13 protein-coding genes are annotated in these 18,899 nt (G+C 66.4%); 8 read left to right on the top strand and 5 right to left on the bottom strand.

All coding sequences use genetic code 11. The features are described 5' to 3' along the window. Positions 1–21: 21 nt before the first annotated feature. From FBY20_RS02475 to FBY20_RS02465, 3 genes are all read right to left on the bottom strand, one after another. Positions 22–801 (bottom strand): SDR family oxidoreductase, encoded by a 780-nt coding sequence (locus FBY20_RS02475; RefSeq protein WP_142049797.1) that lies wholly within the window; start codon positions 799–801, stop codon positions 22–24. A gap of 15 nt (positions 802–816) precedes the next feature. After that, positions 817–1,743: a dihydrodipicolinate synthase family protein gene (locus FBY20_RS02470; protein ID WP_142049794.1), complete on the bottom strand. Its 927-nt coding sequence runs from the start codon at positions 1,741–1,743 to the stop codon at positions 817–819. A 120-nt stretch (positions 1,744–1,863) separates the two neighbouring features. Next, positions 1,864–2,805, bottom strand: a complete 942-nt coding sequence (locus FBY20_RS02465) for a LysR substrate-binding domain-containing protein (RefSeq protein ID WP_056320178.1) — start codon at positions 2,803–2,805, stop codon at positions 1,864–1,866. A 152-nt stretch (positions 2,806–2,957) separates the two neighbouring features. On the opposite strand from FBY20_RS02465, the gene FBY20_RS02460 reads away from it, so the two are divergent. From FBY20_RS02460 to hrpA, 3 genes are all read left to right on the top strand, one after another. Next, positions 2,958–3,638, top strand: a complete 681-nt coding sequence (locus tag FBY20_RS02460; protein WP_056320180.1) for an aspartate/glutamate racemase family protein — start codon at positions 2,958–2,960, stop codon at positions 3,636–3,638. Between the two features lie 7 nt (positions 3,639–3,645). Next, positions 3,646–5,055 carry an FAD-binding oxidoreductase gene (locus FBY20_RS02455; RefSeq protein ID WP_142049791.1) on the top strand — a complete coding sequence of 470 codons (1,410 nt, stop codon included), beginning with the start codon at positions 3,646–3,648 and terminating at the stop codon, positions 5,053–5,055. Between the two features lie 84 nt (positions 5,056–5,139). Further along, the gene (gene hrpA, locus FBY20_RS02450) at positions 5,140–9,120 is read left to right on the top strand and encodes an ATP-dependent RNA helicase HrpA (protein ID WP_255452214.1); all 3,981 of its coding nucleotides are present in this window, start codon (positions 5,140–5,142) and stop codon (positions 9,118–9,120) included. A 272-nt stretch (positions 9,121–9,392) separates the two neighbouring features. On the opposite strand, the gene FBY20_RS02445 is transcribed toward hrpA, so the two are convergent. Further along, complete coding sequence (locus FBY20_RS02445; RefSeq protein ID WP_142049788.1) at positions 9,393–10,418, bottom strand: IS110 family transposase; 1,026 nt, start codon at positions 10,416–10,418, stop codon at positions 9,393–9,395. A 114-nt stretch (positions 10,419–10,532) separates the two neighbouring features. After that, positions 10,533–11,432 carry a lipid A hydroxylase LpxO gene (gene lpxO, locus FBY20_RS02440; protein ID WP_056320184.1) on the bottom strand — a complete coding sequence of 300 codons (900 nt, stop codon included), beginning with the start codon at positions 11,430–11,432 and terminating at the stop codon, positions 10,533–10,535. A 151-nt stretch (positions 11,433–11,583) separates the two neighbouring features. On the opposite strand from lpxO, the gene dnaE reads away from it, so the two are divergent. From dnaE to FBY20_RS02415, 5 genes are read left to right on the top strand one after another with little or no spacing between them, the layout of a single operon-like run. After that, positions 11,584–15,075 (top strand): DNA polymerase III subunit alpha, encoded by a 3,492-nt coding sequence (gene dnaE / locus FBY20_RS02435; RefSeq protein WP_142049785.1) that lies wholly within the window; start codon positions 11,584–11,586, stop codon positions 15,073–15,075. A 2-nt stretch (positions 15,076–15,077) separates the two neighbouring features. Then, positions 15,078–16,193 carry a glycosyltransferase family 4 protein gene (locus tag FBY20_RS02430; protein ID WP_142055781.1) on the top strand — a complete coding sequence of 372 codons (1,116 nt, stop codon included), beginning with the start codon at positions 15,078–15,080 and terminating at the stop codon, positions 16,191–16,193. Continuing rightward, the gene (locus FBY20_RS02425; protein ID WP_142049782.1) at positions 16,190–17,038 is read left to right on the top strand and encodes a polysaccharide deacetylase family protein; all 849 of its coding nucleotides are present in this window, start codon (positions 16,190–16,192) and stop codon (positions 17,036–17,038) included. Before FBY20_RS02430 ends, FBY20_RS02425 begins: the two co-directional genes overlap by 4 nt. Beyond that, positions 17,035–17,787, top strand: a complete 753-nt coding sequence (locus FBY20_RS02420; protein ID WP_056320194.1) for a glycosyltransferase family 2 protein — start codon at positions 17,035–17,037, stop codon at positions 17,785–17,787. The genes FBY20_RS02425 and FBY20_RS02420 overlap by 4 nt, the downstream gene beginning before the upstream one ends. Then, positions 17,784–18,899 carry a glycosyltransferase gene (locus FBY20_RS02415; RefSeq protein WP_142049779.1) on the top strand — a complete coding sequence of 372 codons (1,116 nt, stop codon included), beginning with the start codon at positions 17,784–17,786 and terminating at the stop codon, positions 18,897–18,899. The genes FBY20_RS02420 and FBY20_RS02415 overlap by 4 nt, the downstream gene beginning before the upstream one ends.

Genomic DNA, 18,899 nt, shown 5'->3' with positions numbered 1-18,899 from the left:
GGTTTCCGGGCGAATGTGTGGTCAGAGCGTGCCGGGATAGATGCCGCCGTCCAGCACGAGGTTCTGCCCCGTCATGAAACCGGCGCGCGCGCCGCACAGGAAGGCGCAGGCGTCGCCGAACTCGGCGGGGTCGCCATAGCGGCCCGCGGGGATGCCCGCCAGCCGCGCAGCCAGCACGTCGTCCACCGTCTTGCCGCTGTCGCGCGCGCCGCGCTCGGCCGTCTGGCGCAGGCGGTCCGTCAGGAACGGGCCGGGCAGCAGGTTGTTGATCGTGACGCCGTGGCGCACGGTCTGGCGCGCCAGTCCCGCGACAAATCCGGTCAGCCCGGCGCGTGCGCCGTTCGACAGGCCCAGGATGTCGATGGGCATCTTCACGGCGGCCGACGTGATGTTCACGATGCGGCCGAAGCGGCGCGCGATCATGCCGTCCACCGTGGCGCGGATCAGCGCGATCGGCGTCAGCATGTTGGCGTCCAGCGCCGCAATCCAGTCCTCGCGCGACCATTCGCGGAAGTCGCCCGGCTTGGGCCCGCCCGCGTTGGTGACCAGGATGTCGGGCTCGGGGCACGCCGCAAGCAGCGTCTGTCTTCCGGCCTCGGTGGTGACGTCGGCGGCCACCGTGACGACCGAGGCGCCCGTTTCGCGGCGGATGGCGTCAGCCGCGGCGTCCAGCGTGGCCGCAGTGCGCGCGGCCATCACCAGATTCACGCCTTCGCGCGCCAGCGATAGCGCGCAGGCGTAGCCCAGACCCTTGCTCGATGCGCACACCAGCGCGTGCTTTCCCTTGATGCCCAGATCCATGCGTGCGCTCCTTTTTCAGCCTTGCACGGGTTGGCGGCCGGTGGCGGCCAGGGACAATCCGACGCGCGCGACCGTGGCTTCCAGTTCGGCCGCGGTGACCGGATCGATGCGCATCCCCGGTGCGCGCAACGCATGACTCTTGATGGCGCCGCGGCGCTGGTACACGTATTTGCGCAGCGCCAGTCCGATCTTGGGCTGGAACTCGTAGCGGATCAGCGGGCAGTAGCGGTCGAAGATCGCGGCGGCGCCGGCGTGGTCGCCGCTGGCATAGCGTTCGTAGATGGCGACCAGGATCTCCGGAAACGCAAAGCCGGTCATCGTGCCGACCGCGCCGCGCTGCAATTCCTCCAGGAAGTACACGCCGCCCAATCCGCCGAAGATCGCCATCTCCGCGTCGGGCACCAGTTCGCGGATGCGGCTGATCTTCTGGCCCACCGGCGGCTCTTCCATCTTGATCATGTGCACACCGCCTTCGCGGCCCAGGCGCGCCACCACCTCGGGCCGGATCTCGGTGCCGAAGGAATCCGGGAAGTCGTGGATCACGACCGGAATCTTCACGGCGTCCGCCACCGCCTTGTAGTAGTCGAACAGCAGCGCATCGCTGGCGTTGTCCAGGGGTGCGGCGAACACGGCCGAGGCGCCCAGTTCCTGGGCTTCGAGGGCCTGCTCGATGGCGCCGGCAATGCCGTGGGCGCGCACCCCGACCCACACCGGCACGCGGCCATCCGTGTGCTTGACGAAGGTTTCCAGGACCAGCCTGCGCTCGGCGTTCGACAGCTTGTGAAGCTCGCCGAGAAAACCGAGGATGGCCAGGCCGGTGACGCCGGTTTCCAGCAGGAAGTCGACCAGCGTCCGGATGCTGTCGGCATCGACGCGCAGGGCATCGTCAAAGGGCGTGGGGCAAATGGTGAAGACGCCTTTGGCGTCGATGGAGGCTGCCATCTTTTCTCCGTCAGGATGCGTGAAAACCGAAATCGGGAACGACGTTTCGATGTCATCCTAAAGCGGAACTTTTAGAACTCCACTTGCTTTTTTATTGCCTTGGTATAACAGCCGGTTAAGTCAAGGTTTACCCTTGGCAGGGTTTGCCTGGACCTGCGCCGACAACTCGAAACCCTGCTCCTGCAGCGTGTGACGCAGCACGTCCACAAAGGCTTGCGCAAGCTGCGACAGGGGCTCGAATCGCGACTGCACCAGGCTCGCCGTGAGGATCTTGGCCTGGTCGATCGGACGCACCACGAAGTCGCCTTGCGTGCGGCTCTTGACCGAAAATTCGTCGACGATCGCGATGCCCGCGCCAGCCTGCACCAGCGAGCACGCGTTCTGCGGCGAGCTCACTTCGACAGCCAGCCGGCGGGTCTGGCCGGCCTCGTGGTACATCTGCTCGACCAGCATCCCGAACGGCGTGTCGCCGCCGTAGGAAATCAGCGGATAGGGCAGCAGGTCGCCGATCGACAGCAGCGAGCGATGGGCAAGCGGATGGTTGTAGGGGCAGATGCAGACCAGCCTGGCCTGCCCGATCGGCTGGGTCAGCAGGTTGGGGTGCTGGACCGGCAGGATCACGACGCCCAGTTCGGCGCGGTTGTCCAGCAGCATCTGCGTGAGGGGCTGCTGCGTAAGCGGCTGGAAGGTGATCTTGACGTCCGGATGCGTTTCGCGAAAGCGCGAGATCGTCAGCGGCACCAGCATGTGGCCGATGCTGGGGCTGGACACCAGGTGCAGGATGCCGCTGCGCCGCTCCGACAGTTCCGAGGCCAGCTCGCCCACGCGGCGCACGCCCGCATAGACGGTTTCCACTTCGCGAAAGAGTTGCCGGGATTCGGGCGTGGGATAGAGCCTGCCCTTGATGCGTTCGAACAGCGCGAAGCCCAGGCGCTGTTCCGTGTGCGACAGCAGCCGGCTGACCGCAGGCTGCGAGACGAACAGCAGCTTGGCCGCCCCGCTGATCGAGCCCGTGGTCATCACCGCCCGGAAGACTTCGATTTGCCGCAGATTCAGTTGCATGGCGCGCCCGCTCCGAATTGACGCGACGAGCATAACAAAGGGTTAAGGGCAGCGCACAAATTGACAATACATGCTCAGGCCGTGCGCGGCTAGACTGGCGCCGTACCTTGCCCCGGACCGCGCCCGCGCGTCGCCAACACCAGGACGGACGAATGGAACAGACCCTGTTTGTGATCAATCCCAACTCCACGCAGGCCGTGACGGACGCGTTCGACGCGGCGCTGGAACCGCTGCGCATGGCCGGTGGTCCGCGCATCCGGTGCCTGACGCTGGCCGAGGGACCCGCGGGCGTGCAGACCCAGCTGGACGTCGAAAGCGTGACCCTGCCGCTGGCCGCCCTGGTGCGCAAGCTGGACGCCGACCACGGCGCCGCCGCCGCCGGCTACGTCATAGCCTGCTTCAGCGATCCGGGCCTGCATGCCGTGCGAGAAGCCACCCGCAAGCCGGTGCTGGGCATCAGCGAATGCGGCATGCTGACCGCCCTGACGCTGGGCCAGCGCGTTGGCGTGATCGCCATCCTGCGCCAGTCGCTGCCGCGTCACGGGCGGATGTTCGGCGCAATCGGCCTGGCCGGCCGCGTGGCGGCCGAGCTGCCGCTGGATCTGGGCGTGGTGGAACTGTCCGACGAAGCCCGCACGCGCGAGCGCCTGCTGCATGTCGGCGCGCGGCTGCGCGACGAGCATCAGGCCGACGTGCTGGTGCTGGGCTGCGCGGGCATGGCCGCCTACCGGGGCTGGTTGCAGGCCGAGCTGGGCCTGCCCGTGGTCGAGCCGACCCAGGCCGCCGCGGCGATGGCGATCGGCCGCATCCGCCTGAACTGGCACGGCGCCTGAGGCCATCATGCGCAACCATGAACTGATCGAGCGGCTGTCGCATCTGGTGGGCGATGGCGGACTGGTGCTGGATGCCGACGGCCAGGCGCCCTATGTGCGCGACTGGCTGGGCAAGTGGCAGGGCAGCACGCCCGTGGTGGTGCGGCCGCGCAACGCCACGGAGGTGTCCGCGGTCATGCGGCTGTGTCACCAGACGCGCACGCCGGTGGTGCCGCAGGGCGGCAATACCGGGATGAGCGGCGGCGCCACGCCGGACGGCAGCGGCGCGCAAGTGATCCTGAGCCTGAATCGGATGAAGCGCATCCGCGAGGTGGACCCGGTCAACAACACCTTGTGCGCCGACGCCGGCGTGCTGCTGGCCGACGTGCAGGCGGCCGCGCGCGAGGCGGGCCGCTTCTTTCCGCTTAGCCTGGGCGCGGAGGGCAGCTGCACCATCGGCGGCAATCTGGCCACCAATGCCGGCGGCACCGCGGTGCTGCGCTATGGCAACACGCGCGACCTGGCGCTGGGACTGGAGGTGGTGCTGCCGGACGGCCGGGTCTGGAACGGCCTGCGCGGGCTGCGCAAGGACAACACCGGCTACGACCTGAAAAGCCTGTTCATCGGCTCGGAGGGCACGCTGGGCATCATCACCGGCGCGGTGCTCAAGCTGTATCCCGCGCCGGCGGGCCGCGTGGCGGCCTGGGTGGGGGCCGAGACGCCCGCCCAGGTCGTGGGGTTGCTGAGCCGCCTGCAGAGCGTCTGCGGCGAACGGCTGACCGCGTTCGAGATGATGTCGGCGCGCTGCCTGGATCTGGTGGTGGCGCACGTCAGCGGCGCGGCCAGCCCGCTCGCCGGCCGTCACGCGTATTACGCCTTGGTGGAACTGTCCGACACGGAACCGGCCGGCCTGCCGGCTTTGCTGGAAGCCGCGTTGGGGGCGGCGCTGGAGGCCGGCGTCATCCAGGATTGCGTCGTCGCCATGAACGACACGCAAGTGCAGACCCTGTGGCGCCTGCGCGAGGGCATCTCGCAGGCGCAGGTGCGTGCGGGCAAGGCGGTCAAGCACGACATCGCGCTGCCGATCTCGCGCCTGGCGGCGTTTGTGGAGGAAGCGGATCTGGCGCTGGTCTCGGATTTTCCGGGGCTGCCCATCATCAACTTCGGCCACATCGGCGATGGCAACCTGCATTACAACGTGCTGCTGCCGCTGGACGTGGCGCCGGCCGAATATGCCCGGCTGACCGCCGCACTGAACCGGCGCGTGCATGACCTGGTGGCGCAGCGCGGGGGCAGCATCAGCGCCGAGCATGGCGTGGGCCAGTTGCGGCGCGACGAGCTGCGCCGCTACAAATCCCCGGTCGAAATGGACCTGATGCTGATGATCAAGCGGGCGCTCGATCCCAACCAGCTCATGAATCCGGGCAAGCTGCTGTAGGACGCCCGAAGCGGGCTGGGCAGGGGGGGCGCGCGCGAAGTCCGCCAGAAATTTATAATGGCGGGCTAATCGGATAAATCCTACATGCCTGAATCCTCCAGCCCGCGGGCGCCGAAGCAACCGGCGCCGCGCGCCAGCGACGCGGAAAAGCCCGGGGAACAATCCCGGAAAGACAACCGGGAACCCGCCCGGGCCCGGCCCGAAGGCCGCGTGGCCGCACCTCGTCCCGAACGGCCCATTCCGGCCGTCACCTATCCCGAAGACCTGCCCGTCAGCGCGCGGCGGCAGGAGATCGCGCGCGCCATCGCCGGCCATCAGGTCGTGATCGTCAGCGGCGAGACCGGCTCGGGCAAGACCACCCAGCTGCCCAAGATCTGCCTGGAACTGGGCCGCGGCCGCCAGAAGATGATCGGCCACACGCAGCCGCGCCGCCTGGCGGCGACGTCGGTGGCCAAGCGCATCGCCGAAGAACTGAACACGCCCATGGGCGAAGTTGTCGGCTACCAGGTTCGGTTCAACGACCGCACCGGGCCCAACGCGTCCATCAAGCTGATGACGGACGGCATCCTGCTGGCCGAATCGCAGCGCGATCCGCTTCTGCGCCGCTACGACACGATCATCATCGACGAGGCGCACGAGCGCAGCCTGAACATCGATTTTCTGCTGGGCTACCTGAAGCAGCTTCTGCCGCGGCGCCCGGACCTCAAGCTCATCATCACCTCGGCCACCATCGATGCCGAGCGCTTTGCCAAGCACTTTGCCGCCTCGGAAGACAAGCCCGCGCCGGTCATCGAAGTCTCCGGCCGCCTGTATCCCGTCGAAGTGCGCTACCGGCCCGTGCGCGAAGAGCCCGCCGCCGACGACAACGCGCCCGCGCCCAACAAGGCCGGCCGCGATCGCGAGCGCATGTCGGGCGACGAAGAGCGCGACCTGATCGACGCCATCGTCGATGCCGTCGACGAATGCGCGCGGCATGGCCCTGGCGACGTGCTGGTGTTCCTGCCCGGCGAACGCGAAATCCGCGAATCGGCCGAAGCGCTGCGCAAGCGCCATCCTGCGGGCACCGAAGTTCTGCCGCTCTTTGCGCGGCTGTCGCAGGCCGAGCAGGAACAGATCTTCCGCCCGCGCGGCAACGCGCGGCGCATCGTGCTGGCCACCAACGTGGCCGAAACCTCGCTGACCGTGCCCGGCATCCGTTTCGTGGTCGACAGCGGGCTTGCCCGCATCAAGCGCTATTCGTGGCGCAACAAGGTCGAGCAGTTGCGCATCGAGCCCATCAGCCGCGCCTCTGCCAACCAGCGCGCCGGCCGATGCGGCCGGGTGGGGCCGGGCGTCTGCATCCGGCTCTATGACGAGCTGGACTTCAACAACCGGGCCGCCTTCACCGATCCCGAAGTGCTGCGTTCGTCGCTGGCCTCGGTGATTCTGCGGATGAAGTCGCTCAAGCTTGACGACATCGAGCAGTTTCCGTTCGTCGAGGCGCCGCCGGGACGGGCGGTGGCCGACGGCTACCACCTCTTGCAGGAACTGGGCGCCATTGAGCTGGCGACGGCGGCCGACCCCGACGCGGATGCGGGCCGCACGGGCGCCTCGTTCGTCCTGACCCGCACCGGCGTCGAACTGGCCAAGCTGCCGGTCGACCCGCGCATCGGCCGGATGATCCTGGCCGCGCGCGAACACCAGTGCTTGGCCGAGATGCTGATCATCGCCTCGGCGTTGTCCGTGCAGGATCCGCGTGACCGCCCCATGCAGGAGCGCGAGGCCGCCGAGGCCGCGCACGCCAAGTTCGGCGACGACAAATCCGAGTTCGTCTCGTTCCTGAAGCTGTGGCGCTGGTATGGCGAGCAGGTGCAGCACAAGGCCTCGCAGCGCAAGCTGGTGGGCCTCTTGCGGCAGAACTTCCTGTCGCCGATCCGCCTGCGCGAATGGCACGACGTGCACACGCAGCTTGCGGCGCTGGTGGGCGAGCAGGGCTGGCGTGTCAATCAGTCCGAAGCCACGTATGAACAGCTGCACATGGCGCTCCTGTCCGGCTTGCTGGGCAACATCGGCTTCAAGAGCGACGAGGGCGGCAGCTACCTGGGCGCGCGCGATATCCGTTTCCACATCCATCCAGGTTCGCGCCTGGCCAAGAAGGCCGGCCGCTGGATCATGGCAGCCGAACTGGTCGAGACCACCCGCCTGTATGCGCGCTGCGTGGCGCGCATCGATCCGGTGTGGCTGGAGAAGGTCGGCGCGCACCTGATCCGCAAGAACTGGTCCGACCCGCGCTGGGAAAAGAAGGCCGGGCAGGTGGTGGCGAACGAGCGCGCCACGCTGTATGGCCTGGCCATCTACACCGGCCGGCGCATTCACTACGGCCGCGTGAACCCCGCGCATGCGCGCGAACTCTTCATCCGCCAGGCGCTGGTGCCGGGCGAGATCGACACGCGCCTGCCATTCGTCGCGCACAACCGCAAGCTCATCGCGGGCATCGAAAAGCTGGAACACCAGACTCGCCGGCCGGACATCCTGGTCGACGACGAACTCATTTACGCGTTCTACGACCGGCAACTGCCCGCCGACATTTCGCAGACCGCGTCGCTGGAAAAGTGGGTAAACGGCCTGGACAAGGCGGCCGCCGCCAAGCTGATGCTGACGCGCGACGAGCTGATGCGCCACGAGGCCGCCGGCGTCACGACCGATGTCTTCCCCAAGAAGGTGGAGTGGCAGGGCGTGTCGATGGCGCTGGACTACCACTTCGAACCCGGCTCGCCGCGAGACGGCGTCACGCTGTCGGTGCCGCTTTTCGCGCTGAACCAGATCGATCCCGCGCGCTGCGAGTGGCTGGTGCCCGGGATGCTGAAGGAAAAGGTGCACCTGCTGCTCAAGTCGTTGCCGCAGAAGCTGCGCCGCCATTGCGTGCCGCTGCCCGACTACGCCGCCGGCTTCTACGACCGCTGGTTCGACCGCCAGGCCGATCCGCAGCAGGGGCTGGTGGACGCGATCATCGCCGACATGTGGGATCAGGTGCAGGTGCGTCCGGCCGTGGGCGACTTCAAGCTCGAGACCTTGCCTGCGCATCTGTTCATGAACTTCCGCGTCGTGGACGAGCACGGCCGCATGCTGGCCGCCGGACGCAACCTGGCGCAACTGCGGGCCGAGTTCGGCAAGCAGGCCCAGGCCACCTTCCAGCAGCTGGCGGCCAGCGACACCCAGGTCGCGCAGGCGCTGGCGCACGAAAACCTGACTTCCTGGTCGTTCGGCCCCTTGCCCGAGATCATGGAGATCAAGCGCCGGGGCCAGTCCGTCATCGGCTATCCGGCGCTGGTGGACCGCGGCGCGCATTGCGACCTGGACGTCTTCGACGATCCGGACGAGGCGCGCAAGCACCATCGCGCGGGTCTGCTCAAGCTCTTCCGGCTGGGCCTGCGCGAACAGGTCAAGTTCCTGGAAAAGAACCTGACCGATCTCACCAAGATCAGCATGCTGTACATGACGCTGGGCACGCAGGAAGAACTGCGCGACCAGATCATCGATTGCGCGCTGGGGCAGGCCTGCCTGGCCGAACCGTGGCCGGTGAACGAACAGCAGTTCGAAGCGCGCCGCGCCGAGGGCAAGGGCCGGCTGGGCCTCTTGGCCCAGGAAGTCGCCCGGCTGGCGGGTACGGTGCTGACGGAATACGCGGCGCTGCAGCGCAAGCTGGCGCAGGCCAAGCCGCATGCGGCGGCCTACGCAGACCTGCAGCAGCAGCTGGGCGCGCTGATGCCCAAATGGTTCATCCGCGACACCCCGTACGCGCAGTTGTCGCACTTTCCGCGATACCTGAAGGCGGCGGTGGCGCGCATCGACAAGCTGCGCGCCGATCCCGCGCGGGATGCAAAGCTGGTGGCGGAAATGGCGCCGCTGGTCACGCAGTACCAGCGGGCGCGGTCGGCGCTCAAGGGCGCGCCCGATCCCCGGCTGGACGAGTTCCGCTGGCTGCTCGAGGAATTGCGCGTGGCGCTTTTTGCGCAGGAGCTGCGCACGCCGATGCCCGTGTCGGTGAAACGCCTGATGAAAAGCTGGGAGTCCCTGCAGCGCTGACCGGCGCGGCATGAAAAAATCTATGGTCAGCCCGATTTTTGCAAGCGGGTTTGTGTTGGCGTAAATTGGGCTTTGCTCAAATCTATTCGGAGTCGTTTGGGGACAGGTCCCCCGCTCCATGATGAGAGTCGCGCCCGGCAAACCTCAAAAGGGCCTCAGCATCCAGGTGCTGAATTTTTTACCAGGTTTCTTGCCAGGCCGTTGAGCCGTTTATGTCTTCACGTACTCGCGTCGCAAAACCAGGAAGTGACTGCGTAAAACGGTGATGAATGTCAGGTTGCGCTAACAGCCTGCTCACTTCGGTAGTTCGTTCCATTGGCGAGGATGGCCCAGGCTATCCTCGCCAATTTATTGGCCAGCGCGCAGGCCACCACGTTCGAGTGGCGTCGTGCCAGCAGCTCGCGCACCCAGACGCCCAGCCGATCCGTGCGCCGCTCTACGCGTTGCATGATCGCTCGTGCGCCCTGCACCAACAGCCGCCTGAGATTCTTGTCGCCACGCTTGCTGATTCCCAGCAGCTTAGGCGTACCGCCAGTGCTGTATTGGCGTGGCACCAGACCCACAGAGGCGGCGAACTGGCGGGCCGAACCGAATTGCTGCGCATCGCCCAATTCTGTCATCAGCACGCTCGCGGTGATCGGCCCGATGCCGGGGATCTCCAGAAGCCGCTGGCTGCGTTCATCCTCGCGCAGTTGCTGGCACAAATCGCGTTCGATTTCGCCGATCTGCTCGTCCAAATACTTGAAGTGCGCCTGCAGCCGTTCAAGCAATGCCGCCAGTCGGGGCGGCAGCTCATGCTCGGCCAACACCGCTGGCAGGCGCCGCAGGATCGCCTGGCCGCGCGGCAGGCTGATGCCGAACTCCAGCAAAAAGGCGTGGACTTGGTTGATCACGCCGGTGCGCTCGCGCACCAGCGACTCTCGGACGCGGTGCAGCGCCGAGACGGTCTGCTGAGCCTCGTTGCGCACGCACACGAACCGCATGCTCGGGCGCGAGGCGGCTTCGCAGATCGCCTGCGCATCGGCAAAGTCGTTCTTGTTGCCCTGCACGAAAGGGCGCACGAACTGTGGGGAGATCAGCTTGGGTTGGTGGCCTAGCGCCTGGATGCGGCGCGCCATCCAATGGGCTCCTGCGCAGGCCTCCATCACCACCGTGCTGCACGGGCTATTACCCAGCAACGTGAACACTTGCTGGCGAGAGCACTTCTTGCGAAACACCATCCTGCCGGCAGAATCCTGACCGTGCAGATGGAAGCTATGCTTACCCAGATCGATGCCAATCAGCGTGACGGTGCTCATGAGAGGTCTCCCAGAAAGAACAATCCCCACTCAGCGTACCGCTTCGTGGGGATCGGGCTGACCATCTCATTAGGGCCGCAAATCGCTTTGCGGCCCTTTTGATTTTCAGCGGGTTTACAGCGCCAGAAACCCGACGACCACCAAAGCGATCAGCCCGTACTTCGTGGCCTTGTACGCCGTGCGGTTCCACTTCTTGAACGCCTTGCGCTTCTGGTCGATCACCCAGTGCGCGTGGGTCAGCTTGTTGATGGCGCCGGTCTGGTCGCCGCCGTCGTTGGGCGAGCTGGCCGCGGACATGACCTTGCGGCCGAACCAGCGGTTGAAGGCCTCGGCCCAGCGCCACTTCAGCGGGCGCTCGACGTCGCAGAACAGGATGATCCGGTTCTGGTCCGTCTTGTTGTAGGCCTCGTGCACGTAGGTTTCGTCGAACACCACGCTTTCGCCATCGCGCCAGCTGTAGTGTTCGCCGTCCACGATGATGTGGCAGCCGTCGTCGTTGGGCGTGGCCAGGCCCAGGTGATAGCGCAGCGACCCGGCGAACGGGTCGCGGTGCGGATTCAGTTGGCCGCCCGGGGGCAGTTCGGCAAACATGGCAGCCTTGACCTTGGGCAGGCCCTTCAGGATGGCGACAGTTTTGGGGCAAAGTTCTTCGGCCGACGGGTGGCGGGCGTCGTACCACTTCAGGTAGAAGCGCTTCCAGCCGTACTTGAAGAATGAGTTGAAGCCGATGTCGTTATGGGTGTCGGCCGCCTTGATCCGGCGAAGCTCGGCCATCTGCATGGCTTCCTCGCGGATCGTTTCCCAGTTGTCGTCCAGCACCTTCAGTTCGGCGATTTCGCTGGTGGTCAGGTAGGGGGTGGTGGGCACCCGCGACGTCAGGACCATGAACGCGTTGATCGGCGCCAGCAGCACCGAGTGGTCCAGCAGCTGCCGGCCCAGCGGCAGCTTGACGCGGCCGCGGAAGTGCGCGAACAGGATGGCGGCAAGCCAGATCCCGGGTATTAACCATTTCATAGGTAGATCTCGTCGTGCAACGGGGTGGTGCGATATGGGCGGTATTGTCCCACAAGCGGGCGATGCCAATCAGCCAGCAGGGCGCGCGGCCTGCCGGATTCTGATGCAAAGGATTGCCCTCTGGAGGTCGGCCGCTGGGTACAATTCCGCCATGTCCGAAGCCGTAACGACCCCGACCCCATTTGTTCACCTGCGCGTCCACTCCGAGTTTTCGGTCGTGGACGGCACGGTGCGTATTCCCGACCTCATCAAGCGTGTGGCCAAGCTGGGCCAGCCCGCCGTCGCCCTGACCGATCTGTCGAACCTGTTCGGACTGATCAAGTTCTACAAGGGCGCGCGCGGCGCGGGGGTCAAGCCCATTGCCGGCTGCGACGTCTGGATCTCCAACGACGAAGACCCCGCCAAGCCATTTCGCCTGCTGTTGCTGGTGCGCAACCACCAGGGCTACCTGAATCTCTGCGAACTGCTGTCCAAGGCCTTCCTGACGAACCAGGGCAAGGGCCGCGCGGAAATCCGCCGCGAATGGCTGCAAGGGCAGGCCGGTCTCATCGCCTTGTCCGGCGGACGCGCCGGCGACGTCGGGCAGGCGCTGGAGGCCGGCAATGCCGTCTCGGCGCTGGCCTTGGCCCGCCAGTGGGCGCTGATGTTCCCCGGCAGCTACTACATCGAATTGCAGCGCGCCGGCATGGACGGCGACGAAGGCTACTGCCAGGCCGCCATGCGGCTGGCCGCCGAAGCTGGCCTGCCGGTGGTCGCCACCCATCCCGTGCAGTTCCTGGATGAATTCGAATTCCAGGCCCATGAGGCCCGTGTCTGCATCGCCGAAGGCGAGATCCTGGCCAACCCGCGCCGCGTGCGCCGGTTCTCCAAAGAGCAGTACCTGCTCAGCTCCGAGGAAATGGCGCGCCGGTTCGCCGACGTGCCGTCGGCGCTGGCCAATACGGTCGAAATCGCCAAGCGCTGCAACCTGAGCCTGGTGCTGGGCAAGCCGCGCCTGCCCAATTTCCCCACGCCGGACGGCGTGACGCTCGACGATTACCTGGTCCAGCTCTCCGAGCAGGGCCTGGAAAAGCGCATGGAGTTCCTGTTTCCGGACGAAGCCGAGCGCGACGCCAAGCGCGAGCAGTATTACGAGCGGCTGCGCTGGGAGTGCAAGACCATTATCCAGATGGGCTTTCCCGGCTACTTCCTGATCGTGCAGGACTTCATCAACTGGGGTAAGAACAACGGCGTGCCGGTCGGACCGGGCCGGGGTTCCGGCGCCGGTTCGCTGGTCGCCTACGCGCTGGGCATCACCGACCTCGATCCCATCCGCTATGACCTGCTGTTCGAGCGCTTCCTGAATCCCGAGCGGGTCTCCATGCCCGACTTCGATATCGACTTCTGCCAGGACAACCGCGAACGGGTCATCGACTACGTCAAGGAAAAATACGGCCGCGCCGCCGTCAGCCAGATCGCGACCTTCGGCACGCTGGGCGCCAAGGCCGTGGTGCGCGACGCGGGCCGCGTGCTGGACATGCCCTACATGTTCTGCGATGGCCTGTCCAAGCTGATCCCGTTCAATCCGATGGATCCCTGGACGCTGGAGCGCACACTCAAGGACGAGCCCGCCTTCAAGGACCGCTACGAGCAGGAAGAAGAAGTCCGCTCGCTGGTCGACCTGGCCAAGCCGCTTGAAGGCCTGACCCGCAACATCGGCATGCACGCGGGCGGGGTGCTGATTGCGCCCGGCAAGCTCACCGACTTCTGCCCGCTGTACTGCCAGCCGGGGCAGGAGAACAGCGCGGTCTCGCAGTTCGACAAGGACGACGTGGAGGCCGCCGGCCTGGTGAAGTTCGACTTCCTGGGGCTGCGCAACCTGACGATTCTGGACTGGGCCGTGCGCTACGTGCGCCAGTTCAACGCCGAAAAGCGCGACTTCGACGTCATGGCGCTGGCCCTGGACGATCCGGCGGCCTACAAGATCCTGTGCGATGCCAACACCACCGCGGTGTTCCAGCTTGAATCTCGCGGCATGAAAGAGCTGCTCAAGAAGCTGCGGCCCAACACGTTCGAAGACATCATCGCCATGCTGGCCCTGTATCGTCCGGGGCCGCTGGAATCGGGCATGGTGGACGACTTCGTGAACCGCAAGCACGGGCGCGCGGCCGTCGATTATTTCCACCCGGACCTGGAAGCCACCCTGAAGAGCACCTACGGGGTCATCGTCTACCAGGAACAGGTGATGCTGATCTCGCAGATCATCGGGGGCTACTCGCTGGGCGGCGCCGACCTGCTGCGCCGGGCCATGGGCAAGAAAAAGCCCGAGGAAATGGCCAAGCACCGCGAGCTCTTCGAACAGGGCGCCAAGGAAAAGGGCCACGATCCCGACCTGGCGGTCAAGCTTTTCGACCTGATGGAGAAGTTCGCCGGCTACGGCTTCAACAAGTCGCACTCGGCCGCGTACGCGCTGATCTCCTACCAGACCGCCTGGCTGAAGGCCTACCACCCGACCGAGTTCCTGGCCGCCACCATGTCCTCCGACATGGACGACACCGACAAGGTCCAGATCTTCTGCCGCGACGCCCAGGACAACGGCGTCGAGGTGCTGCCGCCCGACGTCAACCACTCGGGCTACCGGTTCGAGCCCGTCGCCGACAAGCACACCGAAAAAGGCAAGCCGCCGCGCACCATGCGTTACGGCCTGGGCGCCGTCAAGGGTACGGGGCAGGGCGCGGTCGAAGACATCCTGCGCGCGCGCAAGGAAGGCGGCCCGTTCCTGAACCTGTTCGACTTCTGCCGCCGCGTCAGCAAGCAGGCCGTCAACCGCCGCACCATCGAAGCGCTGATCAAGGCCGGCGCGTTCGACACCATCGAGCCCAACCGCGCCGCCATGCTGGCCTCGGTGCCTACCGCCATGGAAGCGGCCGAGCAGGCCGCGCGCAGCGCCAACCAGGCTTCGCTTTTTGGCGACGACAGCGGCGACGTGGTCGCCGGCGAACTGGCCAAGGTCGCGCCCTGGGATCTGCACAAGAAGCTGACCGAAGAAAAGTCCGCGCTGGGCTATTACTACAGCGGCCACCTGTTCGATGCGTGGCGCGACGAAGTGCGCCGCATCGTGCCGATGCAGCTTGCGCGTGTGGAACCCCAGCGCGACCTGCAATGGATGTGCGGCGTGCTGGCCAGCGTGCGCGTCATGATGACCCGCCGCGGCAAGATGGTCTTTGCCGTGCTGGACGACGGCACGGCGCAGGTCGAGATCTCGGTCTTCAACGAACTTTACGAGAAGCACCGCAACCGGCTGCGCGAAGACCAGCTCGTCATCGTGCAGGGCAAGGTCAGCAACGACGACTACTCCGGCGGCATGCGCATCGTCGCCGAGCAGCTCTACGACCTGCAACTGGCTCGCGAGGCGCGCGCCAAGTCCCTGCGCGTCAAGCTCAACGGCACTGCCGACGCGGCCCGCCTGCGTCAGATGCTCAATCCCTTCCGCGCCGAACCCGAGAATGGCATTCCGGGGGTGCCGGTCGATATCGTCTACACAAAGAACAATTTCCTGTGCACGGTCAGGCTCGGGGAGGAATGGCGCGTGCGCATGGCCGACACGCTGCTGGCCAACCTGAACGACTGGACCAAGCCTGATGGCGTGGAGGTCACCTACTAATGATGCCCAGCCTGCGTATTGTGCATTCGGAAGCCGCCACCAGTTTCGGCGGACAGGAAGGACGTATCTTCAAGGAAATGCACGCCATGCGTGCGCGTGGGCATCACCTCGAGGCGATCTGCCAGCCGCGCGCGCAGCTGACGGAACGGCTGCGTGATGCCGGTTTCACGGTGCATGCCGTGGACATGGCCGGGCCGGTGAACTACCTGAAGGGTGTGGCCGCGGTCCGCAAGATCCTGAAGGCCGGGCGATTTGACGTGCTCAATACCCACAGCCGGCGCGACACGGTCATCGCGGCCCTGGCCGGGCGGATGGCCGGCACGCCGCTCATCGTGCGCACCCGCCACCTGTCCAATCCGGTCGGGTCGATGTGGTCGTACACCGTCCTGCCGCACCGCGTCACGGCCGTCAGCGACCACGTGCGCAAGTACCTCATCACCCGCGGCGTCCCGCCCGAAAAGATCGCGACGGTGTATTCGCCCATCGTGCTGCCCGCGCCGGTCGAGCGCTCCACCCTGCGCGGAGAACTCGGGCTGGCCGACGACGACGTCGTGGTGGGCTGCGTGGCCGTCATGCGCGCCACCAAGGGCCACAAGGACCTGATCGACGCCATCGCGCCGCTGATGGCCACGCGCCCGAAGCTGCATCTGGTGTTCGTCGGTGCCGGATCGCCGGTCTTCGAGCAGACCCAGGCGTATGTGGCCGAGCGCGGACTGCAGCACCGCATCCATCTGATGGGCACGCGGCGCGACGTACCCAATCTGCTGGCGGGATTCGATCTCTTTGCCTTGGCCACGCAGCAGGAAGCGTCCGGCACGGTTTTTGTCGAAGCGCAGGCCAGCGGCCTGCCCGTCATCGGCACGAACGTGGGCGGCGTGTCCGAAATGTTCCGCGACGGCGTGACGGGCTTTCTGGTCCCGCCCAAGGACCCGGCCGCATTGACCGCCGCGCTGGCGCGCCTGATCGACGACCCGGCCCTGCGCCGCGCGATGGGCGAGGCCGGCCGCAAGATGGTCTGGGAAGAGGGCGTGTTTTCGCCCGCGCGCCTGGCGGAAACCACGGAAGCCATCTACCTGCGCTGGCTGGCGGAGCGCCGCCCGGCGGAGCGCCGCCCATGAATGCGCCCAATGTGCCGGTGCTGATGTACCACCACGTCACGCCGGCCGGCGGCATGATTGCCGCGACGCCTGACGTCTTCGAGGCGCAGATCTCGCGCCTGGCCCGCGCCGGCTACCAGTCGCTCACCACGGCACAGTTTGCCGCCTATCTGGCCGGCGCCTCCGTACCCGAACGCGCCGTGCTGATCACGTTCGACGACGGCTACCTGAACAACTGGGTGCACGCGCATCCCGTCCTCGCCCGTCATGGCATGCGCGCGGTGTTGTTCACCATCACCGGCTGGATCGGCGACGGCCCCGTCCGGCCCCACGCGGGGCAGGGCGGCCCGCTGCCGCCCACGCCCGACCACCACGCCTGCAAGGAACTCGTGGCGTCGGGCCGGGCCGACGAGGCGATGCTGCGCTGGAGCGAGATCGAGGCCATGCAGGCGGCCAGCACCTTCGAATTCCATTCCCACACCCACACGCACACCCGCTGGGACAAGGTCTGCGGCGCGGATACGAACGCCAAGCGCGAACACATCGCGCAGGATCTGGAGGATTCGCGTGAAACCCTGATCCGCAGGCTGGGCGGCGTGAGCGACCACCTCTGCTGGCCGCAGGGCTATTTCGATGCCGATTACGTGGCCGCCGCCGGGCAGGCCGGTTTCCGGCACTTGTACACTACCGACCCTTTCGGCCAGAACGTTCCCGGCACGGATCCCGGTCACATCTACCGCTTCGCGGTGCGCAATCAGGGCGGGTCCTGGCTGAACCGCCGGATCTGGCTGTCGCGCGACCCCTTCTGGGGCCCGCGCTATCACGCCTGGAAGGCCTGGAAAAAGCGTCTTAGGAATCGCGGATGAAGTTATCAGTCATCATCATCACCAAGAACGAAGCGGCCAACATTGCCGCCTGCCTGAAGTCCGTGTCGTTTGCCGACGAGTTCATCGTTGTGGATTCGGGCAGCACCGACGGCACCGTGGAATTGGCGCGGGCGTTGGGCGCTCGGGTCGAAGTCACCCCTGACTGGCCCGGCTTCGGTCCGCAAAAGAACCGCGCGCTGGATCTGGCGACGGGCGACTGGGTCCTGTCGATCGATGCTGACGAGCGCGTCACGCCCGAGCTGGCGCAGGAAATCCAGGACGTGCTGCGCGCGCCCAAGGCCGACGCCTACGAAATCGCGCGCCTGTCCAACTTCTGCGGCCGCGACATCCGCCATAGCGGCTGGTGGCCCGACTACGTGCTGCGGCTCTTCAAGCGCGGCACGGCGCGCTTCACCGATGCCGCCGTGCACGAGCGCGTGGTGCCCGCCAATGGCCGGCCCCTTCAGTTGCGCGGCTATTTCAACCACTATCCGTACGACAACCTGGACGCGCTGATCAACAAGGTCAACCGGTATTCGTCCGACGCGGCCGCCATGATGTACGCCAAGGGCAAGCGCACGTCGGTCTTCGGTGCGCTGGGCCACGGCTTCTGGACCTTCGTGCGCATCTACCTGATCCGCCGCGGCTTCCTGGACGGCCGCCACGGGCTGGTGCTGGCCGTGACGGCGGCGGCGGGCAGCTTCTTCCGTTACTCGAAGCTGATGTTCCTGGCAGAAAACAAAAAGTGAAGATCCTCTACACGAACTTCCACGCGGGCAACGGCGGGGGGCACGTCACCTACATCATCAACCTGGCCAAGGCGCTCGCCCGCGACCTCGAGATCACGGTGGCGGTGCCGGAGACCAGCCGGCTGTACCGCTACGCCAAGGCCATCCCCGGCGTCAAAGTGGTGGACATGCGCTACACGACGCGCCCCTCGTCCTGGTTCACGGACCGCGCCAGGCTGCATCGCCTGATTGTGGACGGCCAGTTCGACATCATCCACGCCAACGGCTCGGCCGATCACAAACAGGTCATGCTGGCCACGCTGGGCATGCGGCGCCGGCCGCGCATCGTGTTCACCAAGCACAACGATCACCCGCTGACCAGCTTCGGGCACAAGCTGCGGGTGGCGCTGGCCACCGATCACGGCATCGCCGTCAGCGACTACATCCGCGGCATGATGGAGCAGTCCCCGTACCGCAAACGCCCCATCACGACCATCCGGCACGGCATCGATACGAATTTCTTTGCCCCGCCGCCGCCCGAAAGCCTGGACAAGCTGCGCGAACTCTTCTTTGGCCCGGACTGGCAAGGCAAGCTGCTGCTGGGCAGCGCGGGCGGCACCGATTACGACAAGGGCTGGCTGGACCTGGTGGCGGCCGCGGCCGCGCTGCCGCCGGCCGACAAGGCACGCATCTTGCTGATGGTGGCGGGCGATCCGCCCTCCGAGGCCAAGCTGGCGCGTGTGCGCGAGCTTGGCATGATCGATCAGGTGAAGTTTCCCGGGCTGCTCGATGACGTGCGCGCGGCGCTGGCGTCCTGCCACGCGGGGTTCGTGCTGTCGTACCGCGAGGCGTTGTCGTTTGCCTGCCGCGAGATCATGGCGCTGGGACTGCCGGCGCTTGTCAGTGACGCGGGCGGTCTGCCGGAAAACGTAACAGACGGCGTGGATGGCTGGATCGTGCCCGCGCGCGACATCCCGGCCATGACCGCCAAGTTGCGATTCATGCTGGACAACCCGGAGGCGGTGCGTCTGATGGGCCACAAAGCGCGCGAGACCAGTTTGCGCGACTTCAACCTGGAGCGTTTCGCGGCTGCCACAGTGGATGTATACCAACGCACGCTCGCGGGACGCTGA

This window comes from Achromobacter sp. SLBN-14, assembly GCF_006715415.1.
Taxonomy (GTDB): domain Bacteria; phylum Pseudomonadota; class Gammaproteobacteria; order Burkholderiales; family Burkholderiaceae_B; genus Achromobacter; species Achromobacter mucicolens.
This window is presented reverse-complemented; position numbering and strand designations above follow the sequence as displayed.